Here is a 27,000-nt window from a genome sequence, read left to right as displayed (position 1 = left end):
TCATGCGGATCATCGTGGCTGTGTTTTTTGTATCGCTGGTCTTTTCCTGCCAAAAACCTCATGTTTCCCGCAGGACATCGCCATCGGAAATGGATAGGCGGCAGAGCGATGGGGAACGGGCCCAAACCCGACGCAGCGCTTTGATCCTGAACGATGATGCGTTTCACTATGAAGGCGCATGGCAGGCTGGTCCTGAGGCCAATGCCTATAAAAAGGATAATCGCTGGGCCCGACGGTCGGGTGATCTCTATACCATTCGATTTGAAGGTGATCAGATTGCGCTCTATGGGGCCATCGCTCCACATCATGGCCACGCCCTTGTCACTCTCGATGATGGATCGCCTACGCGGATCAACTTCCATGGTGGGGAACGTCTGGATAACACTCTTGTTTATCTCAGCCCGAAACTCACCATGGGCTCACATACATTGACTGTGCAAGCGACCGGTACGGGTGAGCCCCAGTCTTTGGATACGTGGATCACCGCCGACCGGGCTGTGATATTTCGCGATCAGGATAGGGAGCTGCCTCCCCCCGAGCACTCCTATCCAATCCTGAACAATAGTGTGTTGGGCTATCGGATTCCCCGTTTGACAGGAAAAGAGTGGAATATCGAACTCCCACTTTATGGTGATTCGGTTTACACCGAGCCCCTGATCAAACAGTCTGCAGCTCACTATGGGGGACTCGCGGATTCATTCGATGCTTTGGCCTGGATTCCTCAGACCTTTGAGTGGGATTACAACTATCATCATGGTCGGCAGGGAGGCTATCCACGTCTGCCGACCGATCGGAAAGATGCCTGGCAGCTGATCCAGGATCATTTTCTGAAGATGCTGGACGAAGCTCAGGACTCTCATGCGATCCTCCACAGTTTAACGGGTCACTATTTTTACTCGCACTATGCCGCCCGATGGGGCAAGGATCGGCTGGATCTGATCCAGAGTGAAATCGGTGAAAATATTCGCAGCACCAATGCCCGCGTGGCCTTCACACGTGGAGCTGCGCGGCAGTATGGAAAGCCATGGGGCCTTCAATTTTCGCCATGGTATGGGCCGAGCATTCTGGACTACTCGACCCAACCCATCTGGATCCATGAGACCACAGGCGAGCCTTATTCCGGCCCGACTCATGGACACTCCGTGGAACTGGCCAAACGGAGTTATTTTCTCACCTACATGGCTGGTGCCAACGTTGCGACGATGGAAGCCGCAAGTATCAATTGGTTTCACGGTGAAACCCTGGATGCTCAAGGAAATCTCTTTCTTTCGCCGTTGGGGAAGGTTGGTCAATTTCTTTACGATTACACGCATCGCTTTCCGGATCGGGGCATTCCCTATACACCCGTGGCGATCGTTATCAGTGAGTATCACGGGCTCGGTATGGATCTGCAGAAAATTTTTCACGGTATGGGAACCGATGCGACGGGGAAAAAAATACCGACAGGGTTTGAACCCGGTCCGGGCGATCACATGATCCGCGAGCTTTTTAATACGGTCTGGCCGCAGAGCTTTGCGGAATCGGCATGGGATGAATCAAAATACTTCATGACTCAGACGCCGTTTGGTGAACTCTTTGATGTCCTGACTGAGGATGTGACCGCCGATGTGTTGAAGCATTACCCGGTCGTAGTCCTGGCCGGTGATTTGGAAATGGATGCCGAGCGGGCTGAAAGATTGAAAAAGTATGTTTTCGAGGGAGGGACACTGGTTCTTAACAGTGCTTATGTTCAGCCTCATCTGTCCGGCCTCTTTTCTGATGTGAATATTCAGAGCTCCCACCCTGTGGAGGTTAATCACGCGGAGGTGGCCGGAAGCTTGAAGCCCGTTGCCATTCAGGAAACGATGGATCTGATCCAGGTTGAAGCCGAAGGCCTGGTGCCGTTGATTACGGGTAAAAACTCTGCAGGCGAATCCCTGGGGCAGCTCGCCACGCTTCATGTGTTTGGAGCAGGGCGTGTGATCACAACGATGCCTCAGTTCCTCAGGAATCGCAATCTTTGGAACGTGTTGTTGAGTCGGATTCAGCAGGAGTTACAGCCCTTTAGGGTGGATGAGGATATTCAGCAGCTGTTCAATCGAACCTCCGATGGTTGGATCGTGACCCTGATCAATAATAACGGCGTTACCAAAGCCCCGCTGACTGCAGCTGTCATTGATCCCACGCAGATTCAAAACGTCTCGATTCTGGATCCGTCGGGCCCTGGCCGCTGGTCCTCAGTTCGGGAGGAAATGGAAGATCGGGAGGTGGCGATCGATTCTGCAGGACAGATCACCCTGGCTGTTCCATCAGGTGACGTTCGTATTCTGCGTTTTAGGGAAGTGAAAAATGGCCCAGTCGGACGACTGGGCCAAGGGTCTTAGAGAGACGAGTCAAGCAGCAGGCTTTTCACCGACTGCAAATTGGTTTTGTCTTCACCGGTGGAGATGTCGATCAGCGAGAACGTAGGCCAGGCAGCATAGGTCACGGTATCACCGGGGTTGCCTTTGGCCACTTCAAACGTACTGCTGGTCACGCCCTGCCCGCAGTTGTTACGGCCGGCGAAACCCACATGGTTGGTAGTGGCTGTGAACTTGTCTGTGGTAAAGGTGATCACCTGCTTTTGTGCGTAGGTGATCCCGGTGTGGCTGTGGTTCGGACCTGCCCAGTTGCAGATCATTTTTTCAATCGACTGCTGGGTATCAGTAACAGTTCCTGCTTTCACGAGGGTGCGGAAATCACCGAGCTTGGGACCGAAACCAAAGTAGCCCCAGCCGCTGCGGGTCTCGCCACTGACAGTGACTTTGGCGTGCAGAGTCCGTTGCTCTTCCATCGCACCACCAGCCGTCCACATGAAGATCATTTCACCTGCACCTGTGGCGGAATCCATACTGGCCATCACATGGGAATAACCAGGGTTGCCGGTGGAGGCGACGCGAACGCGTTTATCCGATTCAAAGAGTGCGGTTGGATCGGCTTCGATGGCGCTCTTGTCTGTGGTGCTTTGAGCCACGGACTTGGTGCCTTCAAACTTCATGACGTCGCCGTCCTTCTCATAGATCACCGAGAACACATGAGGATCGTTCTGAGAAGGTGCGCCTTGCAGCGTGGCCCCTGACTCTGATCGCTCGAGGACGCCCCAGACATAACCCTTGGTGTGGGTGTCGCTGTATTTTTTGGTTACCACGCGAGTCCAGATCGATCCTTTGGGGATATCAGCCTGCACATCCGTTTGAAAGACGTTGCCGGTTTCGGCCGCTTCCAACAGAGTAATCTTGATGGTTTCGAAGGTCAGCGTGCCCTTCTTGTCGAGATCAGCAGCGATTTCCGTCAGAGCTGTATTCACATCTTCTGTCAGATCCAGCTCCTCACCTTCCGCAGTTGGCAGTTCCTTACCGAGGACAGCAGCGAAGCAAAGGGCACGTTTTCCGGTTTCGATGGATTCTTTTACCGTGGCGCGGATGGATCCGGTCATCTCATTCATCTTGGCAGCCACGCAGGCTTCACCGCTGGTTTCCGATGCATCGAAGATACCAAGGTCACCCGAAGGCATTTGAGCCGGACTTGGGTCACCGCTCGTCGAGTCGGGATGGTTGCGATAAACCACGGATGGGCCATAACAATTGGTGTTACGGGCCTGGGGAGCCTTACGACCCAAACCTACGAGACAGCCTTTGATATCCGTGGCACTGGCAAAGGCCTCATCCAAAGCTGCAACAGCAGCCTTGGGATCTTCCACATCCAGGTCAGGTTCCTCATCAGCCAGTCTCAGTGCGGTCGTGGTGGTGGCACCCGTGGGCGATGCCAGCACGATGGAAGGCACGAGGGCCAGAGTGCCCGCGGCGACTTCGGTCGTGGTGTCCGTTGTTGTTGTGGTCGTGGCTGCGTCATCAGAGGACGAATCACTTTTTCCACAGGCTGACAGGGTAACGGTGACCCCGAGCAGACCCGTTGCGACTTTTCCGAACATTGAATTTTTCATTGTTGGTTCTCCTGGAACATTCTCCTAATGAGAAACCCTTCGGGATCTCTCAAGGCCGCTTGCCTTTACTTTTCCGTAAGGCCCTTAAGTCTGGAAAAGAACAACGTGAAATTGCTTCTGTTACTCCCTTTGGACGAAGGTTTCGCGACTTGCCTTTCCCTTGGACTTTGGAGAAGATGAAAAGCCGTTGGGATTTCCGGTAAGAATTCGGGGCTTGCGAATGCGAATCGTCTGGATCTTTTTTTTGCTGTTTCTTTGGATGCCCAGGATCCGGGCTGACGCCAGCTGGTTTGCTCCGGCCGATGCGCCCAGGGAACCGCTTGACGCCAGCTGGTTTGCTCCGGCCGATGCGCCCAGGGAACCGCTTGACGCCAGCTGGTTTGCTCCGGCCGATGCGCCCAAGGAGCCGCAGAATCTCTACTGGCGCCCCATTCTATCCCTGTTCCTGCCTGGCCTTGATCAGTACGCACAGGGGCACACGCGATCGGGTCTGGTCTATTCCTCCGTGTGGGCGGGATCCTTGATCTGGTATACAAATCGTGCGCGCAAATTGAAGGATATGCATGAAGATATGCAGTGGGATCTCTGGACCGAATCCCAAAAGAGTGATTTCGCCCAACATGAGGAGCTGCCACGTCAGGCCACGCTTGCCCTTCAATATACCCTATCGATCGGGGCCCTGAGCGCCTGGCATTCGTTTCGTTCCGGGGTGGAAACGCATCGCGCCTCCGGACGTTTTGCCTTCCTCGAACACGAGGAAACCCCCATGGATCTTCTGGTCGCGCCTTTTGAATTCTCACATTTGCAGCGGAAAACGACCTGGATTCCGCTTCTGGTGGCCGCAGGACTGGGTGCCATGGGTCCCAACTTTCTGTCCGAGGATTATCAACGCGATCCCTTCAGCTCCGCCGATGCTTTCCATACAGCTGCGATCTCCTACAACGCTGGTGTCGCGGAGGAGGCGCTCTTTCGTGGCTATCTGCAGCCGCTCTTTTATGACCAGACCCATTCGACCTTGTGGGCCAATACCCTGCAGGCGACTCTCTTCGCTCTGGCCCATCGCGGCACGGTCGAGCGGCCTGTGGCCCAGGCCGGAATTGGCTTTTACCTGGGATGGCTGCAGCAGAAACGCAACTGGACTCTGAGCGAAAGCATCTTCATTCACACCTGGTGGGACGTGATCGCGCTGTCGAGCAGTTACCTCGTCCGCCTGAAGGATGACAAGCGTGGACGGGCCCCACCGGTGATCTGGCTGCCAGGTGTCTCTTTCCTTTGGTAAAGCGCGCGGAATCGTCCCTGCCTCTTTAAAATGCAGGGGTTCAGGTGCTCGATTTCAACCGGGAAAACGCGGAAACTTGAGAAAGATCCGCATTCGTCCGATCGCCACTTGACAGGTGGTTCAAATCAGGCGGCACCAGCCGGGGGATTGGGGAAGGGTCTTAACCATGCAGGATCGCAAACGCCCGTCGCATCGGGATCGGACAGCACAAAATGTTCCCAACAGTTCATCCCAGCTGCCGTTCTATGCGCAGCTGCCTGAGGAATTTTTGGACCCCAAGCTTTTGATTCGGTTGAGCCACGCCCGTTGTCTGCAGTGGCAATGCCTGCCCATCTGCGAGGACTCCGCCAGTGTCACGATTGCAACCCACGCTCAGACTTCAATTGAAGTTTTGACGGAGCAGCTCGCGCGCTTTTTTGATAAGCGCATTCATTGGGTGATCTGTCCGGAAAAGTATCTGGAGGCCGCCATTCATCGTGCCTTTGGCTTTTATCAACGCTAAAATCGCAACATTTATTGAGGAAATTCGGTCGCAGCGCCAGGGACTTTGGCCTATAATGGGCCCGGAACACACTCTAGGCAAGGGAGTATTTTCGTGAATCCTTGGCGCTTTCCTCGAAAAATTCTGGCCGGATTTATCCTGCCCATTTTGATATTGAGCGGCTGCGCCTACAAGCGCATGATCTTCAACAACCTCGACTGGCTTGTCGTCTACCAGATGGATAGCTATCTGGATCTGACCGACGCGCAGGAAAAAAGCATCAAAATTCCCGTGCATGATACAGTGAACTGGCTGAAGGCGGAGCGTCTGCCGGCCATCACGGAGCTTTTGCGCGATGTGCAGAAGGCGGTCGAAGCCGGGCGTATCGATGCCAAAACCTATGAAAGCTGGGTCGCGCGGGTCAATGTCTGGCGCGCGGAAATCACCGAACGTGTGACGCCACCGCTGGCGCTGCTCCTGAAGCAGCTGGATGCCGGACAGATTGAACATCTGGAAAAGAAGCTCAATAAATCCGACCGCCATCTGGTCAAACTCCTTGAACACAACGATAAGGAATTTCCCGAGGAATTTGCTGATCACGTGGATGATGCGGCTTCCAAATACAAGTTCTGGTTTGGCAAACTGCGCAAGGACCAAAAGGTCCTGCTGGTGGAAAAGCTGGGCTGGAATCGCGCGACGCTGACGGAAAAGCTCAAGCAGCGCCGGCGTTCCCGTGAGTTTTGGATGGATCTGCTCCGGAAACACGACCGTGATCAGCTGGTCACGGCGCTGCGAAATTCCGCGGAGCCCGAGGGAAGTTTCCGTGATCCCGAGTATCTGCGCTTTCGGAAGGAATCCCAGGAACGTGCGCAGAGTTTCCTGATCGCGCTCTTTGCAAGCCTCGATCAGGACCAATGGCAGCATCTGAATAAAGTGATCAAGGACCTGATTGTCGATTTGGAAAGTCTGCAGGTCACCCAGAGGAGTCATCATTGATTAAAGTCTATGGAACGCCGATGACCCGGGCCATGCGGGTTCTCTGGCTGCTTGAGGAACTGCAGGTGCCCGCGGAATTGGAACCTGTCGATCCACGCAAGGGCGAGCACTATCATCCTGATTACTGGCGCATCAATCCCTTTGGCAAGGTGCCCTGCATCACAGTGGACAACTATAGTCTCGCGGAAACATCCGCGATCTGCACCTGGCTTGCGGATCAATATCCCGACAAGCGCCTGATCCCGGCCTGTGGCAGCCGGGCCCGCGGCACGCATGATCAATGGCTGTCGTTTGCCCTGACGGAATTGGAAGCCCCGCTTTGGCTCGTGATGAAGAACACCGTGCTCCTGCCCGAAGCCGCGCGGGTGCCGGCCATCATCCCTCAGGCCATGGAGACGTTCGCGGCGTCCTGCAAAATCCTTGCGGCGCATATGAACATGCGACCTTTCGTATTGGGGGAAGAGTTTCAGGTGGTGGATATCTTCATGGTCTCGCTGATCAGCTGGGCCAAATTCCTGAGTGCACCAGGACTGGATCGGGGACTTCTCGATTATCGGGAGCGCCTGAGTCACAGGCCAGGCTTTCAAAGCTTCAAGGAAAAATATCTCAAAAAAACCTGAATCAGGCGCCTTTTTTGAGGATGAAAATCTCGACCGCAGCTGGCGTCACCCGATGGCTGGCGCGGGGCATATAACGATCGCGGCTGAGGTGCCAGGTCATGGGGCGGCTGATCAGTATTTCCCCAGGTTCCGCCTCTTCCTGCAGTTTATGCGCGACATCCACCGCCTCGCCGAGAGCCATGTACTCCATGCGCGCGGCATGCCCGATATTGCCGACCACAGCGAGTCCCTGATGAATGCCCATGCGGACCTCCAGACGCCAGGGAAGGTCGGGAGACAGCTCACGATTGATGGCCTCAAGCTGCTTCAAAATGCCCTCGGCACATGCGAAGGCCTGTCGGGCCTGGTCGCTCGCCTGCGTACTGCCCGTGTCTCCGAAGACGATCATCACCGCGTCCCCGACATAGCGTTCGATCAGGCCGTTGCAGGCAAAGGTTTCCCTTGTGGTGGCGATCATGAAGCGATTCAGGATGCGGGAGATTTCGGTGGTGCCCAGCGTTTCCGTGGCCGCTGTGAAACTGACGATATCGACGAAGAGTGCGGTCACGAGACGCTGCTCCGGCTGATCGTGGAGTTGCATGCGACCCTCGAGCACATCACGAATCACCTGAGGCGGCAGAAAACGCTGCAAAACATGAGTCGCGAGGTAATGATTCATGCGACGGAGTTCGATCAGATTGCGGATGACCTTCACACTGATCCCAAGGCTGAGGCCCGTGAGAAGAAGGAGCAGAGCGGCCAGGCCGAGACGTTGGCCGAGCTGCAAACGCAGGGAACGGGTCTTCATCGCTTCCAGACGCAAATTTCCGGTCGCGATTTCCTTTTGTGCGGTCAGCGCGCGGGTCTTTTCCTCTTCCGCCTGCAACCCAAGACGTGCGGCTTCCGATTCATAAGCGTCCCGGGCTATTTTTTCCTGCCAGGTGCGCAGGCGTTGGGTGGCGTCCAGCAGCGCTTCATAAGCCCTGGGATAATCGCGCAAACCAAAGAGCGCCCGGGCCTCCAGTTCACGGATAACGAGGTGATCATGGACCATGGATTCCGGCAGGATACGGCGAACCTGGGCGATGGCATCGAGCGCCTTGTTCCATTGTCCCGTTTCCACATAAATGGTGGCCGCTTTGCCATGCGCTTCGCCGAGCCATTCGCGATCCACATCCGGTTTGAAATAAGCGAGAGCGGCTTTCAGGGTGCGCAGGGCCGCTGCCGTTTGCCCCCTGCGATGCAGGAGGGTGGCCTGAGCGATCAGAACCGATCCGTGCAGGCTGCTGTGCGGCAGACTTTTGGAAAGTTCCCAGGATTGCTTCAGCAGCTCATGTGCCGCGCGATCCCCCTCCGGGCTCTTGCGATAGATATGGACGATGCCCAGGTTATAGGCCGTATTCGCTTTCATGAAGCGCAGCGGCAGGGCCTGCAGTCCGTCCCACACGAGCTGAATCGAAGGGATGGCGCGTTCGGGAAACTTGCGATGATCGATGGCGTAGGATAGGTCCTCGTGAATGAAGACGCGCAGAAGGAGCGGCAGACGCAGATCCTCCGCCATCCTTTGCAGTTTCAACTCATGGACCGCGCGATCATGAGGATCCAGATCATTGTAGAGAAGCACCTGGCTGAGCACCTGGGCCTCGGTGGAATAATCCGCGACCTTCTGCAGAAGCTGCTGGATCAGAAGACGATCCGGCTTTTCATCCTGCATGAAACGCCAGGCCAGAGCCATGGCATCCAATACCAGGGCCACGTCGCCAAGTTTTTGATCATGGGCCACACGTGCCCCGAGTTCGAAGGCGGCGGGACTTTCCATGACGCTGATATCGTGCAGATTCATGTGCGCCAAACCCAGAGCCAGGGCACACCAGGCGGCCGCGGGCTGCCGGCGATCCCGCAGCTGGAGAAGATCCCGCTGACTTTGTTCGATGAGGGTGACCGGATCATCGGCGGCCAGTTGAAGGAGCTGCATCAACGTCAGGGAGGATTTCAAACAGGGGCCCGCGAGGAGCGGTGTGGTCCAAAAGAGGAGCAGGATCAGGATATGCCTCATGACACCGCCTCCTGTTCCCCATGCCGGATCCAGATATAAAGGGACTGATGCAGTTCGATCCCTTTGAGAAGGAAGTGACCCATCAGACGATATTCTTCATCCTTCAGGATCAATGCGATAATTTCACTCACAACGATATCACCCGGAGCCGCCAGACCTTCAATCCTTGAGGCCATGTTCACGGTCGCCCCAATTGCGGTATAGTCGGTGCGCTCCACGCCTCCAAAGAAACCAACCAACGCCGGTCCATGGTGAATGCCGATCGCGAGCTGCAGGTCCACGCCAGCTGGCAGCGACCAGGAGTGCTGCAGCTCGTCCAGGCGCAGAAGCATCGCTTCCGCACAGCGTGTCGCGGCCCTGACCTGGGATTCATCATCCATGGGCAGCGGAGCTCCAAAGAGGATCATGAGCGTGCCGCGATTAAATTTATCAATGGTGCCGCCGTGGGCGAAAATCACCTCGCTCATCCCTTCCAGAAAGGCGCTCAGCACCTCGGCCAGCCGCTGAGGACCCAGGTTTTGCACCAGCTCTTCAAAATGAGGAATGCGGGCGAAGACCACCGTGATGTCATGCCACTGCGGATCCTGTTCGATAGGCTTTTCACCGGCAGCGATGGCATGCGCCAGGGCCGGTGGAACAAAGCGTTGCAGCAGGTTTTCCCGAATGTGGACATGCACGTCGTGGGTCTTATGGTGCAGCATGCGACCGGCGAGCGCGAGCACGATGATAAGCGCCAGAAGGCCAAGGACGCCGATAATCAGCTGATCCAGGGAACGCTGCCGGCTGGTGGTGATGGTCTGGAGTTCCGCCTCCGCTATGGCCTTGCGACGTCTGGCTTCCGCTTCCGTTTCCAGGGCGAGGCTCCGCGCCTGCTCCAGATCGATTTGATTGTCGATGAGGCGGGAGCTGAGTTCTGAACTCTCATTGGCGGCCAGCGTGTCCTTGTAAAGCTGCAGATGCTGCTCCAGCTTCAGCCAGGCCTCCCGGTGCTGCTGCAGGGCGGCATGCGCCTCCTGCTGCAGATCGAGAATTTCCAGCTGATCCTGCTTGTAATCCTGCTTGAAGATCTCCTGGGCCTTGGCGAGCAGTTCCAGCGCCCTCTGATGCTGCTGCAGGAGAACATGCGAACGTGCAGATTTTTTGTAGGTATCCCCGATCCACACCCGGGCATCGAGTTTTTTGAAGAGAACCAGGGCCTTGTTGAATTGAATCAGGGAATCCTGAAGGCGTCCCTGCTTCTGATAATAAACCCCGAGCACCGAGAGAGCGGTGGCCAGCGTCGCTTCCTCATCCACTTCCTGGGCCATGCTGATGGCATCGACGAGGAGGACTTCAGGCTCCAGATCCATCGGTCGCTGCTCCATGCGGGTCACCAGCAGAGAGATGTTGGCCTTGGTGGCGGCCAGGAAATAACGGGGTCGGGTCTTTTCCAGCTCTCTCAGGATATCCCGATAGATGGACAGCAACTGGCCTTCACCCGACTTGTTTTGCAGCGTGACCACGGAATTGTGCAGGATCTCCAGCCAATCATAGTATCCGATGTTAAGGTTCTCCGGCCTCGTTTTGGGAATATCCCGGAGCAGACCAAAACCTTCGAGGACATTGCCGGTGTCCACGAGCAGCCAGGCCAGCTCGGTCAGAATCAGAAGTTCGAAACCTTTTCGTTTAAGGCGCCGCGCTTCGGCAATCAGGTCCTCGTAAGCCTTGCGGCGGGCCTGCATATTGCCCGGATCCTTTTGGAAGCCCTGCATGAGGCGATAGCGTTTGACGAAGAGATATTCCCGATGATAGCCCCGCTTCAGGGCCTCGTGTTCCGCGAAGGTCACGTCCTCGGGATCAGGGGCCGTTTCCTCATTCAGATCGGTTCGCAAAAGCGCCACGAATCCTGTGATCCATTCCTGAAAACGCGAATGTCGATCCACACCTGGCAGTTCATTCTGCAGCCAGTGGGCGAGCTGATGCGGGGCATCGAATTGAGCGAACTCTATGGTTTCCGGTTTACGCAGATCATAGGCGTAGGCAAAGAGAGGCCGGGCGCAGCCGAACGCTGTGAGTAAAACGAAGAGGATTTTGATCCCGTTCATACCGCCTCAAAATTCCGCAAAAATACGGAAAATTTATCGGCAGTTTCAACGGGAAAATTGAAGGGAAAGGCGTGGGATTTCTTACATTGAAGGAAAAGGCGCCAGCACGCTGCTGACCTATACCTTAGGGCTGGCGCCGCTCGCGCTACTGACCTATGCTTTCGAGCTGGCGCCTTCTCGCTTACTGACCTATACCTTCGAGCTTAAGCAGGAAGGCATATTCCTCCGCCACTTCCTTGATCACCGCAAAGCGTCCCGATGCTCCACCATGCCCCGCCGTGAGATTCGTACGGAGAAGTATGGAGGTCGGCGCCTTGTTGTGATCCCTCAGCTTCGCCACCCATTTCGCCGGTTCCCAGTATTGGACCTGGGAATCATGGAGGCCGGTGGTCACCAGCATATGCGGATATTTGTGGTCTTTGACGTTGTCGTAAGGGGAATAGGACTTCATGTAGTCATAGTATTCCTTCTTTCGCGGATCACCCCACTCATCGTATTCGCCCGTGGTCAAGGGGATGCTTTCATCCAGCATGGAACTCACGACATCAACAAAGGGAACAGCGGCGATCACACCCTTATAGAGGTCAGGGCGCTGGTTGATCACGGCCCCGATCAGGAGGCCACCGGCGCTGCCGCCCATGGCGTACAGGTGCTGGGATGAGGTGAAGCCTTGATCGATCAGCCACTGGCTGCAGTCGATAAAGTCATGAAAGGTGTTCATCTTGTTCAAAAGCTTGCCCGCTTCATACCAGGCGCGACCCATTTCCGAACCGCCGCGGATGTGGGCGATCGCAAAGACAAAGCCGCGATCCAGAAGGCTGGCCCGTGACGCACGGAAGGTCGGTTCCATGGAAATTCCATAGGAGCCGTAGCCATAGATCAGAACCGGGTTTTTCCCGGACTTTTGCAGACCTTTTTTGTACACGAGCGACATCGGAACCAGGGTTCCGTCACGGACCTTCACCATGACCCGTTCGCTGGCATAAAGATTGGGGTCGTAGTTGTTGACTTTGGTCTGCTTGATCTCACGGCTCTTGTGGGTGGTGAAATCCCAGGAGTAGACGGTGTTGGGCCGGGTCAGGGATTGATAGCTGTAGAGAAAGTCCTGGGTATCATATTCGGCGTTGACATAAGGCGACACCACATAGGCGGATTCCTGGAAGGGAATGTCGCGCAGTGATCCATCCTTGCGACTCATAACGCGGAGGCGGGTCAGACCATTCTCCCGCAGATGCATCACGATATGGCTCTCAAAGACTTCCGCATTCTCGATGAGAATGTTCGGATTGTGCGGCACCAGCGTGATCCAGTGCTGAATGCCTGGCTTGTCGAGCGTGGTTTCCATCACTTGAAAGTTTTTGGCGTTGTGATTGGTGAGAATGAAAAGGCGATCGCCACCGTCCTCCACCATGTATTCCAGCCCACGGATGCGCGCTTGAATCAGCGTTGGCGGAGTTTTCACATTGTCGCTCGGCAGGAAACGAATTTCCGACGTGGTGGTGCTGGTCGCGCTGATGAAAAGCAGACGCTCGCTCAGGCTCTTGCTGATGGCCAGCTCAAAGGTATTGTCCTTTTCCTCATGGATCAGCGCGCTTTTCCGCTCGCCGATCGTGCGACGCAGAATCTGATAGGACCGCAGCGTGACAGGATCCTGCCGTGCATACACGAGGGTCCGATTGTCCGCGGCCCATTCGAAATTGCCTTTGGTTTTTTCAATGGACATCACGCGTTTGCCGGTCTTGCGATCGTAGACCTCGATCGTATACAGCCGACGGCCCTGGGTATCCACGGCATATGCCATGTAACGCTCGTCGGGGCTCAACGAAGGCGCGGTCATCGCAAAGTACTTGTGGCCGCGGGCCCTGACGTTGCCGTCGACCAGAATTTCCTCCGGGCCTTCCATGCTGCCTTTGCGGCGACAGTAGATGGGATATTCCCCGTCACCCTCGGTGCGTGTGTAGTAGGAATAACCTTGATAGGAATAGGGCGCGGACTGGTCATTCTTTTCAATCCGGCCTTTGATTTCCTCGTAAAGTTTGGTCTGAAGCTTGACCGTATCCTTCATCACGAAGCCGGTGTAGGCGTTCTCGTCCTTGAGATGCTTCAGCACCTTGGGGCTTTTCCGATCATGAAGCCACATGTAAGGGTCGATCCGGACGTCGCCGTGCTTTTCGAGTTTTGTCTCGACACGGGCCGGTTTCGGAGGAGGCATGGCCAGACCTATGGTGGATGTGAGCCCGACGGACGCCAAAAGAAGAGTGATAGTAAACAACATCGCGTTTGACCTTTCCTGTCAAAAACCAGCTGATACTGCTAGCATAGGAAAGGCTTTATTTCCAGCGGTTGTGCAGCCAGAAGTAGTGCTCAGGGTATTTGCGCACCGCGTGTTCCACGACCTGATTGAACAGCAGGGAATGCTTCAGAATATCCTCGCTGCGGTTCTCGGAGCTGACGAGGTCAAGCGCCGGTTCGAATTCCATCAGATGCTCGCCAAAGGCTGTCCGATGCATATAGCCCGGAACGACGGGGGCAGGGCGGCGGCTCCAGATGGCGGCAAAGCTGGTATTGGTCTTCGCGGGTGTTCCGAAAAAGGGGAGACGTGGTTCACCGGGACGGGCCTGGTCGATCACAAAACCGACGATTTCCCCGCGGTCCAGCACCTCGCGGATGCCGCGCATGCCGTCGCCTTTTTTATCACGCCGGATCCAATAAAAACCGTTTTTAAAGCGCAGACGTTCGACAAAGCGGTTGGTGCCCTGGCCGCCGACCTTCTTCACCACGACATAGGCCGGTTTGAAAGCCCGGGTAACCTTGGCGCCCATCGCCTCCCAGTTGCCCAGGTGAAAGCAAAGGATATAGACGCCACGACCCTCGGCCAATGCCGCCCGCAGGTGTTCCCCACCGCGCACCTCGATGCGATCGGCTATGGGTTTGCGAATCGAGATCATGGTTTCGAAGATGGAGAGAACAAAGTTCAGCACCGACTGACGGGCGATGTGTTCCATCTCAGCGGCCGACTTGCTGTTTCCAAAGGCGATGCCGATATTGCGAAGCATAAGAGAGCGGCGGATCCGCAACAGATCGAAAGACACAAAGGTGATGATTTGGGCCAGACTGACTAAAATACGATCCGGCAGCCGGCTCAGGCTTTGAGCCAACGCGGTAAGAACGTGTTCCACGCGAGGTCCTTATCGGTCATGAGAGTGTTATATCTTTTACCCATAAAGCTTTTTGCAGGCTTCTGTCCAGTAAAAAAACTGACAGCCCCGGCGGGAGAGGGATGCGGCCACGGCGGATGACCGGCGCAAATCGCCTGACGCCTTTGCATTGCATATTGGCGTCGAATCAGGTACTTATGTAGAGAATGTTCCGAATTCCTGTTAACGGCTCACGCAAGCTGGAGCAGCGTTTGTTGTCACCAGCATTCGTGAATGACGAGCACCGCGGTCACAGTTCAAGGGGTTGCTGAAGGAATGATGCGTCCAGCCTGGACATTCAGTTTGTTTTTTTTCCTGGCGCGCGCGAGTCAGGCGCAAACCCATCCCTATCATTTTTGGGCGGGTGAAATCCCCCCTTATTCCTATCTGGATGAGAAGCAGGAGGCGCTTGGGAGTCTCTATCGCATCTTTCAAGCTTTGGTCGAACGCATGGGCTATAAGACCAAGGTGGAAGTTGTCCCGTGGAAACGCGTCCTGATCGGAACCAGGAAAGACCTTCCCATTTTTTTTATTCCCGTCGCGCGCACACCCGAGCGTGAACACATCTATCAATGGATTGAACCCCTTCTGATCGACCAGTTTGTGATCTACAGCCTGCAGAACCATATGGCCGCTGTGCAGGATAAGGAGCGGATCAAGTCGCTGCGAATCTGCCTCTTGCGCGGATCGGCCGCCGAGGAACTCGCAAAGAAACATGGTGTAACCCGGATGGAACCTGTCACGAACGCCCATTCCTGTGCGCGTCTTCTGAATGCCAACCGCGTGGACGGGTGGCTGACAGCCCGGAGCGTTGCCGAAACTGCCTATGTTCGTGCCGGTTATGATTTGAAGGATTTGCATGCCGGCGTTCAACTGGAACTCTGGCCGCTTTATCTCGCAGCCTCCAAAGGCGTCCCCGAAGGGGAGGTCCTGAAATGGCGAAGTGCCTTGCAAAAGATGAAACGCGATGGAACCTTTGACCGCCTAAGGCAGGAGCCAATACCGCAAGCGGCCAGCCCGGATCCCACACCGACGCTCCCTGCTCAGAGCAAAAGCCGATAGGCCGGGTTATCCGTCTCCCGCTTGAAGGGATAACTGATCCGCTGCAGATGGCTTTCAAATTCCGCGCGCTCATCCCGGCGAACTTCAAAGGCAATCAGCACACGGCCATAATCCGCGCCGTGGGATCGATAGTGGAAAAGTGAGATATTCCAGCGATCGCTGATTACGGCGAGAAAATCCGCCAGCGCCCGTGGTCTTTCCGGAAAGACAAAACTATAAAGTTCCTCTTCCAAAGCCTGAGGTGCTCGGCCTCCCACCATGTGCCGGACATGTTCCTTGGCCAGTTCATTTTCAGTGAGATCCTCCACGCGATAGGCCTGCTCCCGCAGACGGGCCAGGAGGCGCTCCTGATCCGCGAGGCCCTGCACCGCGAGCCCAAGGAAAATATAGGCTTCCGCTGTGCCGTTGGTCCGGTAGTTGAATTCCGTGATCGCCTTGCCGGCCAGGATCTGCGTGCAAAATTCCTTGAGGGCTCCCGGTCGCTCCACAAGGCGAATGGCGAGCAGGCATTCCCGGCCCGCGCCAGTCATGGCACGTTCCGCCACGAACTGCAGGCGTTGGAAGTTCATGTTGGCTCCGGAGTTGATCGTCACGATATGGTGATCCTTCACCGGATTCTGTTTGAGAAAGGATCGGGCGCCGGCCCAGGACAAGGCGCCGGCTGGCTCGACGATGGTGCGCGTTTCACTGTAAATATCCTCAATGGCCGAACAGATTTCATCGGTCGAGACCCGGATAAAACCATCCACAAGCGTTTGCGCGATGGCCAGGGTGTGCTGCCCCACCTGCCGAACGGCGACGCCATCGGCAAAGACACCGACCTGATCCAGCACCACCTGCTGGTTCTGATCCACCGAGCGGGTCATCGCATCACTGTCGCAGGGTTCGACGCCGTAAATTTTCACGGCGGGATTCAAGGTCTTGATGTAAACGGCAAGGCCGGCCAGCAGACCGCCGCCGCCGACGGGCACGAAAACATAATCGACCTCGGGACAGTCCTCCAGAATTTCCTTGCCCACCGTGCCCTGACCCGCGATGACCAGGGGGTCATCAAAGGGATGAATCATGTGCGCCCCGAGGCGTTCCATCAGTTTCAAACAGTAATCATAGGCCTGTGAATAGTGATCCCCGGCCAGCACAATTTCGGCTCCCAGGCGCGCCACGGATTTAATCTTGATATCCGGCGTCGTGGTCGGCATCACCACCCAGGCCGGTATTCCGAGCCGACGTGCAGCCAGGGCCACACCCTGACCGTGATTGCCGGCCGAAGCGCAGATCACACCGCGCTCGCGTGCATCCTTGGGAATGGCGGCCATGCGGTTATAAGCGCCGCGAATTTTGAAGGAAAAAATCGGCTGCAAATCTTCGCGTTTGATGTAAATGGAGTTGCCCCAGAGCGTGGAGAGCTGGGGGGCGAAGTCCAAGGCGGTATGTCGCGCAACATCATAGACGCGGGCTTTCAGTATCTCGTTAAACAGCGATTGTTCCATGGGAGCCTCAGGTTAAACTGGGCTCATCCTAGCATGGGGAAGGGCGGGGGAAGGGAAGCGCTTTCCGTGATTCCGGGCTTTTCCCGGGCAAAAGCATACAGCGTTGTGGGAGAAAGACCACCGCAGGGTACGTTTCGTTGATGAAGTCAGAATGACAGGCGAGACCGGCGATTCAGGAGGCCTTGAGCTGGCGCACGAGGGGGCGCAGAGGCAGGGAAATCGTCCGGCTGGTTCGCGCGGGTTTGAGCAGCAAAGGGCCATTCCAGGGATGGTATTGGGCTCTGACTCTTTGATTCAAGGTCAGAGAACGCTCGGCTGTGCGCGGCTGCTCGGGCAGAGCCAAGGGTTCGAGGGGAAATTCCTCGCGAATGAAATTCCGCAGATCCTCGGCCGACAGCATATCGCTGCGAATCAGGTAAAGCTTCACCGGCCGGTCCTGGCCCGTGAACTGACGCGAACCCAGATAGATCAATTCCTCGGGCCTTGTGCTCAGATGCTCGATAAAGCTTTCGGTCATGATGATGTTGGAACCGGGCAGACGATGCACCAGCTTTTCAATGCGATGCAGAAGGTCGATCTCGTTGGAGGTCGTATCAAAGGATTTTTGTGTGACCGCGCCGGCCGGTGTCTTCAGATGCACCGTGTGAATGTCCACCACAGCATCATGAGCAGCGTGCAGGGCAATGCCGCATTCCAGATCGGTTTGATAGACCTTGTTGAGACCGCGCAGTGCCACCCGGAATTCACGGGCTGCGGCCAGCGCGGCTTCCCCATAACCGTGGATGCCATCCATCAAACCAAAATGGGCATAAGCCGAGTCGCCGGAATGCGATTCCCGGAAACCGCCGTGCCGCAGGATGGATTCCGAGAACAGCTGAATCACAGCCGCCCGCAAGGGCTTTCCGTCGATGCTCATGCCGTGGATGCGGCTGGATCCGATAATATCGAAGGTAATGCCAACGATATCGCGTTGGATGGGGAATTTCAGTTGTGGATTTTTCAGAGCCCAGAGCACGAAGGGCGGCACCCAGCATTCCAGCTCCCGGCGCATTTCCGATTCGCGATGACGGGCCAGCTCCAATTCGAGCCGTGCCTTTTCCAGATCGCGCGCCTGCCGTTCCAGTTCCTCACGCTTGCCCGCAAGGTCGGCGAGGACTTCCTCTTTCTGGCGGTTGACGCGATAGTAGGCGATGGCCCGTTCCAGGGATTGTTCCAGATGCTCCGGTTCCCAGGGTTTTTTGATGTAATCGAAAACCTGGGCGCGCGTGACCGAACTGATCACCAGATCCTCATCTGAATAGCCGGTGACGATCATGCGAACGGCCAGAGGCACCAGCTGAGCAGCGAGGCTCAGAAATTCCACGCCCTTCATGCCCGGCATTCTTTGATCTGTGATGATCACCCAGGGATCGAGTTCCTTCAGGCGCGACAGGGCTGTCAGCGGATTGTCAAAACAGTGGACGGACCAACCCGGCTCACAAATCGCCTCAAAGACGGTGAGATTGTTGGCTTCATCATCCACATAGACAATCACGGGCTGCATGCCGAGGCACCTCCGTGAGGATGTTTGGGAAGCGTGATGGTGAAGGTCGAACCTTGAACCGAATCAGAATCCAAAAGCAGAGAACCGCCGTGACGGGCCACTTCCCTGCGTGAGATATGCAAACCGAGGCCGGTGCCTTTGCCGACATCCTTCGTCGTAAAGAAGGGATCGAAAACCTTGTCGCGAATATCCCGCGGCACACCCGGACCATCGTCGCGAACCCTCAGGCAGACGGCATCCTGGGCAGCTTCCGCGGTGATTTGAATCAGCCCACGATCGCCGATGGCATCGAGAGCGTTGATGACGAGGTTGACCAGCACCTGATTGATGGAGGCACCGTTCACGGCAACTTCCAGATCATCCGGGACATTGATTTCAACCTTGACGCCCTCCGGCACGCGGTTGTTGAGGATCGCCATGGTCGAACGCACGAGGTCGATGACGCGATGTTCGCGCATGCTCGCATGATTGAGACCGGTATAGGTGCGCAGACTGTTCATGATTTCAAAGGTCAAACGCAGGCCTTCCTGCATGACCCCCATCAGTTTGTTGGCCTGCTCGGTGTATTCGAAGTTGACACTTTTTTGAAAGAGCCGGCGCAGGGGGGTGATCGCGCCGTTCACATAGTTCAAGGAATTATTGATTTCGTGCGCGATGCCGGCGGCCACCATGCCGAGCGAGGCCATCTTCGAGGATTGAATCAGATCGGCCTGAGCCAGACGCAAGGAGTCGAGGGCCTCCTCCAGCGCTTCGGTCTTGGCGGAAATTTCCGCGGTCTTTTTAATAACTTCATCTTCCAGATGATGACGGAGGTAGTCCCGTTCCCGATAGGCTTCCGTGATGCGTTCATGCACATCCAAGGCCAGGAACGTGACCCCGCCCAGCACCCCGATCGACAGCAGAACCGGCCCTTGGATAAGACCCAGCACGACCAGGACATCATTGCCTGACATCAGAATAAAGGAACTGAGACTGAGAATCTGTAGAATAAAGGTGCGGTGAATTCCCTGCGCCCTGGACCTTTGCAGAAGATTGCAAAAGCCCATGCCCATGACCCCAAAGAACATTCCAAAGGGCAGGGTCGTACCCAATTGAATCACATCCCCCGTCGTGCCGAGCGCAATGATCAGAACCGCGAGGCCCACATGCGCACAGTAGATCGCAAAGGGGCCTTTGCCCACGAGGCCGATCACGCGGAAGGTATTGAAGAGGAGCAGGGTTCCAATCCACAGCGAAAAATCCGCGAGCTTATGCAGATAAAGCATGGGGAAGTGCAGATTGAACGGGAGTGGGGTCGTGGCAATGAAATAGGCAGCAAACGCGGCCCCCGTGCCGACCAGCGAGAGCGTGAGCAGATGGGAAACCTGACCCCAGAAGACAAAGCCGCTGATCAGGGCGAGCATCAAAAGCCCACCCGAAACCACGGCGTTCAAGGTTTCCTGAAAGAAATTGATATTCGGAGAATAGGGCCTGAACTTGGGCCAGAAGGTGACCCGTGCAAAATACTGGCTATAGGAATATGCGCGCCAGGTGAGTTTTTTTCCGTCCAAAAGGTTTTGGCAGGATACCAGCATGGTTCCATAGAAGGAGCGCACAGTGCGAAAGGTGGGGTCGCCAAAGAATTCGACTTTTTTCCCATCCAGGAGGGCTTCATGGGCGCCGTGAATGATCATGGGAAATTCGATGAAGCCGTCGGGGTTCGCCGCGCATTCCCGCGGGGCCGCTTCGCTGCTGGCTTCCAGTTTGTAAATGCCCTGACTTTCCTGCCAAGGCTGGTCCACAGTCCAGGGGCTCGCCGGGTCCGAAGACGACGGTAAAGGCCCGACACCAAATAAGGATGTCAGGCTCATGAGCACCGTGACGGCGAACTCGGACAAACTCATCCAAACCTCCTAGGCCACCAATGGAAGATTCACCTGGTCCGGTGAAAAATCGGCCTTGCGCATCGCCGCTTCCAAGGTGGTGAGGACAAAATCCAAATCGGAGCGCGTGTGCTGAGCCATCAGAGTGAACCGGAACCGGCAGCTGGTGCGACTGACGGCAGGATAAACGATCGGAACCGCAAAGATTCCTTCATCCCGCAGGTGCGCATTCATGATACTCAGTTTCTTTTCATCTCCGATGATAACAGGAATTACGGCACTTTCGTGATGCGGATCTATGCTAAAGCCCATGTGCCTCAAACCGCTTACAAAATGGCTGATATTCTCTTTTAAATTGTTCACAAGTTCCTTTTCCGAGATGAATATGCGGAGTGCGGCCAGAGCCGCAGCCGCCGTACTGGGCGGAATCGAGACGGAAAAGATGTGCGGCCTTGCAAAGTGATAAAGCCAGTCGACCATCTCGGCCGAACCCGCAGCGAAGGCGCCGATGCCGCCACAGATTTTGGAAAAGGTTCCCATCACGACATCCACCTGAGGCAGCACACCAGAGCGGGCTGCCGCCCCCTGGCCTCCGGGGCCAATCACTCCAAACGAATGCGCCTCATCCACCATGAGACGCCCGTTGTACTTGCGCGACAGGGCACTGATCTTGTCAATGGGCGCGACATCACCGTCCATCGAGAAGACGCCTTCGGTGACGATGAGGCAGCCGACGTACTGATCCCGTTCATCGATCAGCATCTTTTCCAGATGCCGCGGCTGATTGTGTTTGAAGAAGCGGGCTGTCGCCGAACTCATACGCATTCCATCCTGAATGGAAGCATGCGTCAGCACATCGGCGATGACCAAATCCTGCTCCGCCGTCAGTCCGGTGATGATGCCAACGTTGGCCGTATAGCCAGAGTTAAAGAGTATTGCCTTTTCCTTGCCGAACGTGCGTGCGAGTTCATGCGACAGTTCATCATGAATCTTGGTATTGCCCGTGGTCATGGGGGAACCGGTCGAACCGAATCCATATTGATCGAGGGCCAGCTTGGTGGCTTCAATCACTTTGGGATGGGAAGCCAGACCCAGATAATCGTTGGAACAGAGCATCAGATAATCATTGCGGCCGTGCTTGCGCGGCATGTCGAGCAACACACGTGGGCCCTTGGAGGGCTGACGCAGGCTATAATACTGATACTTCGGTGTTTCCTTCCACTTTCTGTAAAGGAAGGAAAACTGCCGGCAGCGGGCAAAGAGATCGACGTTGGAACTTTCGGAACTGAGAAAGGAGGCGAGACTGAATTTCTCGGGATCCAGTTCAAATTCATAGGCACTGTCGGTGATGGCCAGCACCTGACTCAAAGGACCGTCGATGGGCACCTTGTTATCAATGGTTTGAAAACCATAAAAAAAGCTGTTGTCTTCGGCGCGTATCGCCCGCAAAACCAAACGGCCCAGATAAGCTGTCTTATCAGCCCAGGAAAGCTTCGCGGGTGGCAGGATGCTGCCTTCGTAGAAGCCTTCATCCGTGGATAGCGCTTGATCCGTCGTGGCACCGAGTCCCATAAGGGAACAGTTGAGCACCTTGAGTCGCTGGGTGGTTCCCGAGCTTGACTGCAACGTGAGCGTCAGATCCCCGTCCTGCTGGACACGAAACCTGGTGTGACGAATGGAATTGGCTAAATTTGTCATAATATCTCCCATCGGGCCGACTTCACTGCGCTCGGCCTCCCTCTTTCCGCCTCGGCAGAATTGAGTCAGGTATTAATTACAAAGCGCTCTGTCGCTAAACAGCGTCAGGTGAAAGCGCGGCGCTCTATTGAGGAAAAAAGGTTTTTTTAGGAGGGGACCAGGCGTCTGTCCACGCCGGGTCACGGTAAGAATCGGACGGGTGGCGCCATCGGTTTCTGCTTGAATGGATGGCACTAAAGCGAAAGACTGATGCCGATGCCGAAGCCTTCCACCTGGACGGGAAAGGTACTTTCCGTGCGGAGTTCCTGCAAAATCTCTTCGCCATTGGGGCCTTCGGCACTGTACTGCCAGCGATATTTGGTGGAATATCGAGCCTGCAAACTGATGGTTCCTTCCACAAAAAGGCTGACATATTCCCAGTTATAGGAAGCGGATAGCACAAAATCAGTTTCCTGCAATTGCCCCACACCACGGACCAGGAGGTTCACCGGCCGCTGATTCTCGTCCACCAGGGTATCCTGGAGCGAACCATCGCCTTTGCCCTGAATCAGATAGCGCAGACCGCTGCTCAGGCTCCAGCGCGGGAAGTTCCAGCTGTAGGAGACGCCAGCGAAATACATCAGCACGGAAACATCATAATCGGAAAACTGATCCACCCCCGTGTAGACCACATCCTCATTGCGAATACCAAGATGAAAGCCGAGTCCCTTCTGCAGCTGGTAGGTGCCCTGGACCTGGGTCCCCGTGCCGTGCAGGTCTCCTTCCTGCTTGCCTGCCGGGACGATGTAATAGCGGGTGACAACCGTTGCTGTGAGCAGCAGGCGATCGTGTTCACTCGGCTCCTGCACCGTGCGTTCCACGAGGCTCGGGGCGGGGGGCGGCACGGGCCTGGCTTCCGGAACAGGAGCCAGATCCTCTCCATCATCATCCTGTGGGGGAATTTCCATGGGATCAAAGACGGGACGGTTTTCCGAACGGGGCGCTTCCCCGGGCTTGATGCGGAAGGTTTCACCGACTTCCATTTCCTCGGAATCGTCATCGATCAGCATGATGCGCGCGCGATTCACGCGGTAGATTTTTTTGATCAGTCCGGTCCATTGATTTTTTTCGAAGTTCTCGATCAGGATATACTGCCCGACACCGGTGTTTTCCAGCTCGACGCGGGAAAGACCCATGATGATGGCGCGTCCTGATTTTTTCCGCAGGACGGCAGCGGTCGCCGGGTGAGTTGCCAGAAAGCCAACGAGTGCCGCCAGGAACCAGAGCATCCTTTGCATGGCTTTTCCTTTTGCTGATGGAACCATTTCAGTATTGCAGAAAACAGGGAATGAAAAAAGCCCTGAACCCGCAGGGTTCAGAGCCGTGACGACAGAGAATACAAATTAAGGGCAGGGCCTCAGCGAGGCCGGATCCTTCCCATCAGATGGCCTGGCTTAGCTCCGGGGTCGCACGTTGGTATTGAGCTGCGTTCTGTGCTGCGCGACGATCACGCAGGCGGAGTTCGTCCCGCAGCCAGATGGCTCGAAGCAGGTCACTGGACTCATCGTTCAGTTTAAAGAGTTCGCAGAGCGCATCATGATAGCGGGCGTTCAAGCGGCGATCACCATTCATGACGTGCGAGAGGTAACCCTTCGAAGAGATACCGGTCCGTCTCATGATGTAGCCGAAGGACATATACCGATACAAACTTTTATGCAGTTCGTACAATCCCCGAAACGCAGCAGCACCGTTCGGTGCCTGGGAGACAATCGCAAGGTTCATTCCTTCCAGATCCTTGTCCTCGAGAGACAACCGACAATGGGGAAGTAATTCAGATGCGAGGCCAGACATGATGCGAACTCCTTGTGCGTAGAGAAATGCCGTTCGTTGTGAGCGGCGTACCCTATTTTGCAGAAAGCGTTCCGCTGCGATTCGAGTGGTTTTGACGTGTTAAAGGAGGATTTTCGAGCCATTATGACGCAAAATGGCCCATTCCTGTCCGGAACGAGCCGTGCGTGTGGCCGGATTTCGGCCATGATTCAGTGGGTGGTGGCGGCAGCTGTGGTGTTGTTCAATTGTTCATCAAGAAACTTCCAGATCTCTTTCAGATAGGCGGCCCGAGGTGCATCCTGCTCGCGATAGATCTCATGGCGCGTGCCGGGTACAAAAACCTTGCGACAGCGCGGAGCCCGGGAACAGAAGGCGTCCTGACCCTCGGCGGAGACAAAGGTGTCGTTCTCGGCTTGAAAAAGCAGCACAGGTGTTTTCAACTGAGACGCCCAGGCTTCGTCATCAACAAGGATTGACTGCCGGACCGCCTCACCGAGCCAGTGAAAGGATGCGCCGCCCAGCGCGTAGGGCCACTCTTCGGGACTGCTATAAAAATCAGCATAAGCCTGCCAGCGGGGACGCGATCCGGTTCCCGTGTGATCATTGAATTCCGGTTGGCGTGGACCGACCTGACCAAAGGCATAGCTGGAACCAAAGCCCAGAGCCGATGCCACGTCCGCCAGCAGCAAAGCCATACGGCGCGGCACTCCATTCAGCTGGATCGAAAACATCGGAGCCGATAGCACCGCGCCCGCGATCAGATCGGGGCGATCGTGCATCAGAAGCGCACTCACGAGGCCACCCATCGAGTGTGCAAACAAAAAGGTCGGCTTCGAATGGGAGGCTCCGACGACTTCGGTCAAAAATTGTTCGAGGTCCTTCTTGTAATGAACAAACTCATCCACATAGATGGAATCCTTGCCCTCGGGATTGATCCGGGTCGAACGGCCGTAACCGCGCTGGTCATATAGGTAGACGTTATAATCGGCCTGATGGAAATCGAAGGCGATCTCCATGAGCTTTTCGATGCGCTCGCCATAGCCGTGCACAATCACGACCTGCGGCCGGGCTGCATCGATCAAAAAGGATTTATAGCGGAGTTGCACGGGCTGGGCGGAAGGCACCTTGGACGTCAGGAACTGATCCGGCTGGCTTTGAAACCAGGGAAACAGTTCCTGCGCGGCCCAGGTGGAATATTGCGGTTCACGATCTGTAGCCGGAAGGGACCCAGACGTGAGTGCAAAGATGATGAACAACAACCCCAACCAATTCTGCATTTTTCACCTGACTTGGGTTCCAAAAGCCGGGGAACGACCAACTTACGTTGCGTTCCAAAAGCCGGGGAACGACCCACTTACGTTGCGTTCCGAAAGCCGGGGAACGACCCACTTACGTTGCGTTCCGAAAGCCGGGGAACGACCACTTACGGAAGCGTCCCAAACGCTGAGGGCCCGTAGTTGATGTTAAAGTCACCGCGCCGGTTCTTCTTGAAGACGGCGATGGTATTACCTTCCTCCACCGGATCCGATTCCCCCATGGGTATCGGATTCAGACGGTCTTTCTCAATACCGTGCTGGATTAAATAATCCTCGATGGCTTTCGCCCGACGGGCACTCAAGGATTTATTATAGTTCTCCGCACCCTGCTTATCCGCATGACCGCGAACGGTAACACGGGCCAGGGGATCCTTTTTCATGCCCGCCACGATCTTATCCAAAGCTGCAATGGTGGCTTCGGATAGCCGCGCGTCATCAAACTCAAAGTGCACCACGATTCCCGAAGGATCGAAGCTCTTGTAATCGGCAATCGCGTAGTCCACGACATCCTCGTCGACGGACTGCAGAACCTGTTCGGCTTCCTGAACCAGGGCCGCTTTTTCCGGATCATCGGCAGCGATCGGCTGATAATCCGTGATCGGTTGATAATCTCCGGTGGTCTGATCCTCGGGGATCACGTCCGTGGGCGCCTGGGCTGAGGCATCCAGATCATCCACGGCGAGTATGTCTTCTGAATTGGATTCCTCTGTCGTCGTACATGCTGGCAGCAAGGATAGGAGCAGCGCCGCATGCAACCCAAACCGCATTATTCGAGTCATCATAAAATCCTGCCTTTCGCTTACTGGAGCCTTTCGTGCGTTATCGGTATTTTTGTGTACTAACTTCAGGTCTGCGCTTAAAACGGGTGAATTCATTGTAATTTCCACAACTTGGATGATCAATGTCAGCGCCATTTACAGGGCCCATCTGCATATTAGGCGGAAGTTTCGTGGGGTATTGAGCCGGGAGCGCGGACCTGGGGCGAAACCTGGGAAAAATACGAAATTCATTCCAGCCGCTTACTCAATTCTTTGGAAGAAGTCATAAGAATTCGCGGGCCTACTGTTCAAGTCGCCAGGGCGTCCACCGAACATTGACTTAGATTTTCGCGCTGGACATTCTGGAGTTCTTTTCCATGATCGCATCCTTGCCGTATAAGGTCGCCATACTTGATGATGACCACTTCCATCGTAAAGTTCTTGAGCGATTCTGCGAACGATTCCCCTGGGTCAAACCCTATAGTTTTGAGGCACCGAAAGAGGCCCTGGAGGTCATCCGGTTCGAACGGATTCCCATCGTGCTGGTGGACATCCACATGCCCGGCATGTTTGGTGATGATGTCCTGCGCCACTGTATGGCCTTGAAACAGGGCATTCAGGCCTATGTCATCACCGGAGCTGAAAACATGGTGATTGCCGATCGTTGCTTCGATCTGGGAGCACGCATTGTGATTCGCAAGCCGGTCACACAGGAAGCTATTGAAGAGGCGCTCATGGATGCGCGCGTGCATCTGGATCGCTGTAATGAAACCATTAAAAAATTTGCACGTCGGAAGATGGAGGCCTGA

The 27,000-nt window shown here is 55.6% G+C and carries 20 protein-coding genes; 7 read left to right on the top strand and 13 right to left on the bottom strand.

The window, feature by feature from the left end; translation table 11 throughout:
- Nucleotides 1-2: 2 nt before the first annotated feature.
- A complete protein-coding gene (locus tag OLTU_RS18690) occupies nt 3-2,363 on the top strand; it encodes a type 1 glutamine amidotransferase family protein (RefSeq protein WP_141734282.1) in 2,361 nt (786 codons plus the stop codon).
- On the opposite strand, the gene OLTU_RS18685 is transcribed toward OLTU_RS18690, so the two are convergent.
- Entirely contained in the window at nt 2,360-3,949 is a 1,590-nt protein-coding gene (locus OLTU_RS18685) for a hypothetical protein (RefSeq protein WP_218110126.1), read from the bottom strand. The two genes, OLTU_RS18690 and OLTU_RS18685, sit on opposite strands and share 4 nt — an antisense overlap.
- A gap of 271 nt (nt 3,950-4,220) precedes the next feature.
- On the opposite strand from OLTU_RS18685, the gene OLTU_RS18680 reads away from it, so the two are divergent.
- The 4 genes from OLTU_RS18680 (at nt 4,221) to OLTU_RS18665 (ending at nt 7,337) form a co-directional block, all read left to right on the top strand.
- Nucleotides 4,221-5,240, top strand: coding sequence for a CPBP family intramembrane glutamic endopeptidase (locus tag OLTU_RS18680; RefSeq protein ID WP_218110125.1), 1,020 nt, complete (start codon nt 4,221-4,223; stop codon nt 5,238-5,240).
- Nucleotides 5,241-5,406: 166 nt separating this feature from the next.
- Nucleotides 5,407-5,742 carry a GspE/PulE/PilB domain-containing protein gene (locus tag OLTU_RS18675; RefSeq protein WP_141734279.1) on the top strand — a complete coding sequence of 112 codons (336 nt, stop codon included), beginning with the start codon at nt 5,407-5,409 and terminating at the stop codon, nt 5,740-5,742.
- Between the two features lie 93 nt (nt 5,743-5,835).
- Nucleotides 5,836-6,717 carry a DUF6279 family lipoprotein gene (locus OLTU_RS18670; RefSeq protein WP_141734278.1) on the top strand — a complete coding sequence of 294 codons (882 nt, stop codon included), beginning with the start codon at nt 5,836-5,838 and terminating at the stop codon, nt 6,715-6,717.
- Nucleotides 6,714-7,337 carry a glutathione S-transferase family protein gene (locus OLTU_RS18665; RefSeq protein WP_141734277.1) on the top strand — a complete coding sequence of 208 codons (624 nt, stop codon included), beginning with the start codon at nt 6,714-6,716 and terminating at the stop codon, nt 7,335-7,337. Before OLTU_RS18670 ends, OLTU_RS18665 begins: the two co-directional genes overlap by 4 nt.
- Nucleotide 7,338: 1 nt before the next feature.
- On the opposite strand, the gene OLTU_RS18660 is transcribed toward OLTU_RS18665, so the two are convergent.
- The 4 genes from OLTU_RS18660 to OLTU_RS18645 form a co-directional block, all read right to left on the bottom strand.
- Complete coding sequence (locus OLTU_RS18660) at nt 7,339-9,372, bottom strand: adenylate/guanylate cyclase domain-containing protein (protein ID WP_141734276.1); 2,034 nt, start codon at nt 9,370-9,372, stop codon at nt 7,339-7,341.
- The gene (locus OLTU_RS18655; RefSeq protein ID WP_141734275.1) at nt 9,369-11,456 is read right to left on the bottom strand and encodes an adenylate/guanylate cyclase domain-containing protein; all 2,088 of its coding nucleotides are present in this window, start codon (nt 11,454-11,456) and stop codon (nt 9,369-9,371) included. The genes OLTU_RS18660 and OLTU_RS18655 overlap by 4 nt, the downstream gene beginning before the upstream one ends.
- 181 nt (nt 11,457-11,637) lie before the next feature.
- Entirely contained in the window at nt 11,638-13,731 is a 2,094-nt protein-coding gene (locus tag OLTU_RS18650) for a S9 family peptidase (protein ID WP_218110124.1), read from the bottom strand.
- A 55-nt stretch (nt 13,732-13,786) separates the two neighbouring features.
- Nucleotides 13,787-14,635, bottom strand: a complete 849-nt coding sequence (locus OLTU_RS18645; RefSeq protein ID WP_141734274.1) for a lysophospholipid acyltransferase family protein — start codon at nt 14,633-14,635, stop codon at nt 13,787-13,789.
- Between the two features lie 294 nt (nt 14,636-14,929).
- Here OLTU_RS18645 and OLTU_RS18640 point away from each other — a divergent pair, with 294 nt between their 5' ends.
- On the top strand, nt 14,930-15,715 hold the full coding sequence (locus tag OLTU_RS18640) for a substrate-binding periplasmic protein (RefSeq protein WP_176736753.1): 786 nt from the start codon (nt 14,930-14,932) through the stop codon (nt 15,713-15,715).
- Here the strand turns inward: OLTU_RS18640 and ilvA are convergent.
- The 8 genes from ilvA to OLTU_RS18600 all read right to left on the bottom strand — a co-directional run bounded on the left by ilvA (nt 15,697) and on the right by OLTU_RS18600 (nt 26,215).
- On the bottom strand, nt 15,697-17,205 hold the full coding sequence (gene ilvA / locus OLTU_RS18635; RefSeq protein WP_141734272.1) for a threonine ammonia-lyase, biosynthetic: 1,509 nt from the start codon (nt 17,203-17,205) through the stop codon (nt 15,697-15,699). The two genes, OLTU_RS18640 and ilvA, sit on opposite strands and share 19 nt — an antisense overlap.
- A gap of 172 nt (nt 17,206-17,377) precedes the next feature.
- Entirely contained in the window at nt 17,378-18,748 is a 1,371-nt protein-coding gene (locus OLTU_RS18630) for a response regulator (RefSeq protein ID WP_141734271.1), read from the bottom strand.
- On the bottom strand, nt 18,736-20,631 hold the full coding sequence (locus tag OLTU_RS18625) for a sensor histidine kinase (protein ID WP_141734270.1): 1,896 nt from the start codon (nt 20,629-20,631) through the stop codon (nt 18,736-18,738). The genes OLTU_RS18630 and OLTU_RS18625 overlap by 13 nt, the downstream gene beginning before the upstream one ends.
- A gap of 9 nt (nt 20,632-20,640) precedes the next feature.
- The gene (locus OLTU_RS18620) at nt 20,641-22,308 is read right to left on the bottom strand and encodes an aminotransferase class I/II-fold pyridoxal phosphate-dependent enzyme (RefSeq protein ID WP_176736752.1); all 1,668 of its coding nucleotides are present in this window, start codon (nt 22,306-22,308) and stop codon (nt 20,641-20,643) included.
- Between the two features lie 233 nt (nt 22,309-22,541).
- A complete protein-coding gene (locus tag OLTU_RS18615) occupies nt 22,542-23,585 on the bottom strand; it encodes a hypothetical protein (protein WP_141734268.1) in 1,044 nt (347 codons plus the stop codon).
- 142 nt (nt 23,586-23,727) lie between these two features.
- Nucleotides 23,728-24,138, bottom strand: coding sequence for a hypothetical protein (locus OLTU_RS18610; RefSeq protein ID WP_141734267.1), 411 nt, complete (start codon nt 24,136-24,138; stop codon nt 23,728-23,730).
- A 188-nt stretch (nt 24,139-24,326) separates the two neighbouring features.
- Entirely contained in the window at nt 24,327-25,394 is a 1,068-nt protein-coding gene (locus OLTU_RS18605) for an alpha/beta fold hydrolase (RefSeq protein ID WP_141734266.1), read from the bottom strand.
- A gap of 146 nt (nt 25,395-25,540) precedes the next feature.
- Nucleotides 25,541-26,215 (bottom strand): OmpA family protein, encoded by a 675-nt coding sequence (locus tag OLTU_RS18600; RefSeq protein WP_218110123.1) that lies wholly within the window; start codon nt 26,213-26,215, stop codon nt 25,541-25,543.
- A gap of 353 nt (nt 26,216-26,568) precedes the next feature.
- On the opposite strand from OLTU_RS18600, the gene OLTU_RS18595 reads away from it, so the two are divergent.
- On the top strand, nt 26,569-27,000 hold the full coding sequence (locus tag OLTU_RS18595; RefSeq protein WP_141734264.1) for a response regulator: 432 nt from the start codon (nt 26,569-26,571) through the stop codon (nt 26,998-27,000).

Source organism: Oligoflexus tunisiensis, assembly GCF_001748245.1.
GTDB lineage: Bacteria > Bdellovibrionota_B > Oligoflexia > Oligoflexales > Oligoflexaceae > Oligoflexus > Oligoflexus tunisiensis.
The sequence above is the reverse complement of the archived record's forward strand: the minus strand, read 5'-3'. Positions and strand labels throughout refer to the sequence as shown.

What these genes read in the sequence shown, in the direction of transcription:
- OLTU_RS18690 (WP_141734282.1), top strand. Translation starts at nt 3, where the DNA reads ATGCGGATCATCGTGGCTGTGTTTTTTGTATCGCTGGTCTTTTCCTGC.
- OLTU_RS18685 (WP_218110126.1), bottom strand. Translation starts at nt 3,949, where the DNA reads ATGTTCGGAAAAGTCGCAACGGGTCTGCTCGGGGTCACCGTTACCCTG.
- OLTU_RS18680 (WP_218110125.1), top strand. Translation starts at nt 4,221, where the DNA reads ATGCCCAGGATCCGGGCTGACGCCAGCTGGTTTGCTCCGGCCGATGCG.
- OLTU_RS18675 (WP_141734279.1), top strand. Translation starts at nt 5,407, where the DNA reads ATGCAGGATCGCAAACGCCCGTCGCATCGGGATCGGACAGCACAAAAT.
- OLTU_RS18660 (WP_141734276.1), bottom strand. Translation starts at nt 9,372, where the DNA reads ATGAGGCATATCCTGATCCTGCTCCTCTTTTGGACCACACCGCTCCTC.
- OLTU_RS18655 (WP_141734275.1), bottom strand. Translation starts at nt 11,456, where the DNA reads ATGAACGGGATCAAAATCCTCTTCGTTTTACTCACAGCGTTCGGCTGC.
- OLTU_RS18650 (WP_218110124.1), bottom strand. Translation starts at nt 13,731, where the DNA reads ATGTTGTTTACTATCACTCTTCTTTTGGCGTCCGTCGGGCTCACATCC.
- OLTU_RS18640 (WP_176736753.1), top strand. Translation starts at nt 14,930, where the DNA reads ATGATGCGTCCAGCCTGGACATTCAGTTTGTTTTTTTTCCTGGCGCGC.
- ilvA (WP_141734272.1), bottom strand. Translation starts at nt 17,205, where the DNA reads ATGGAACAATCGCTGTTTAACGAGATACTGAAAGCCCGCGTCTATGAT.
- OLTU_RS18630 (WP_141734271.1), bottom strand. Translation starts at nt 18,748, where the DNA reads ATGCAGCCCGTGATTGTCTATGTGGATGATGAAGCCAACAATCTCACC.
- OLTU_RS18625 (WP_141734270.1), bottom strand. Translation starts at nt 20,631, where the DNA reads ATGAGTTTGTCCGAGTTCGCCGTCACGGTGCTCATGAGCCTGACATCC.
- OLTU_RS18620 (WP_176736752.1), bottom strand. Translation starts at nt 22,308, where the DNA reads ATGACAAATTTAGCCAATTCCATTCGTCACACCAGGTTTCGTGTCCAG.
- OLTU_RS18615 (WP_141734268.1), bottom strand. Translation starts at nt 23,585, where the DNA reads ATGCAAAGGATGCTCTGGTTCCTGGCGGCACTCGTTGGCTTTCTGGCA.
- OLTU_RS18610 (WP_141734267.1), bottom strand. Translation starts at nt 24,138, where the DNA reads ATGTCTGGCCTCGCATCTGAATTACTTCCCCATTGTCGGTTGTCTCTC.
- OLTU_RS18605 (WP_141734266.1), bottom strand. Translation starts at nt 25,394, where the DNA reads ATGCAGAATTGGTTGGGGTTGTTGTTCATCATCTTTGCACTCACGTCT.
- OLTU_RS18600 (WP_218110123.1), bottom strand. Translation starts at nt 26,215, where the DNA reads ATGATGACTCGAATAATGCGGTTTGGGTTGCATGCGGCGCTGCTCCTA.
- OLTU_RS18595 (WP_141734264.1), top strand. Translation starts at nt 26,569, where the DNA reads ATGATCGCATCCTTGCCGTATAAGGTCGCCATACTTGATGATGACCAC.